This window comes from Mesorhizobium sp. Cs1299R1N1, from assembly GCF_037179655.1.
Lineage (GTDB): Bacteria > Pseudomonadota > Alphaproteobacteria > Rhizobiales > Rhizobiaceae > Mesorhizobium > Mesorhizobium salmacidum.
This window is the reverse complement of record NZ_JAPYKR010000113.1, coordinates 1-553: the sequence shown is the minus strand read 5'-3', so window position 1 is coordinate 553 and position 553 is coordinate 1. Positions and strand designations below refer to the sequence as shown.

Here is a 553-nt window from a genome sequence, read left to right as displayed (position 1 = left end):
CTTGACTTGCGACCGTCGACGGCCTATCCAGCCATTGTTAGCACTCTGCCTAGGTGAGTGCTAATCGCGCTCCCGGCAACGGGGAATCGTCCACATCCGCACCAGGGAAATCCAAAATGGCAAACTCCAAGTTCCGCCCGCTTCATGACCGCGTGGTCGTTCGCCGGGTCGAATCCGAATCCAAGACCGCCGGCGGGATCATCATCCCGGATACGGCAAAGGAAAAGCCGCAGGAAGGCGAGATCATCGCCGTCGGCTCCGGCGCTCGTGACGAAGCTGGCAAGCTGGTTCCGCTGGACGTCAAGGCTGGCGACCGCATCCTGTTCGGCAAGTGGTCGGGCACCGAAGTCAAGCTCAATGGCGAAGACCTTCTGATCATGAAGGAATCCGACATCATGGGCATCACCGGCTGATCATCGGCCTCATCTTCAACTTGAATTTTTCGGGCTCTATCCGAGCCCCTGCCAGGAGCTAAAACATGGCTGCCAAAGACGTAAAATTCTCCCGTGACGCCCGCGAGCGCATGCTGCGCGGCGTCAACATCCTCGCCGAC

General features: G+C 59.1%; 1 protein-coding gene. It reads left to right on the top strand.

The window, feature by feature from the left end; genetic code table 11:
• Window positions 1-116 precede the first annotated feature (116 nt).
• On the top strand, window positions 117-413 hold the full coding sequence (gene groES, locus O7A70_RS33950) for a co-chaperone GroES (protein ID WP_337144224.1): 297 nt from the start codon (window positions 117-119) through the stop codon (window positions 411-413).
• Window positions 414-553: the final 140 nt, after the last annotated feature.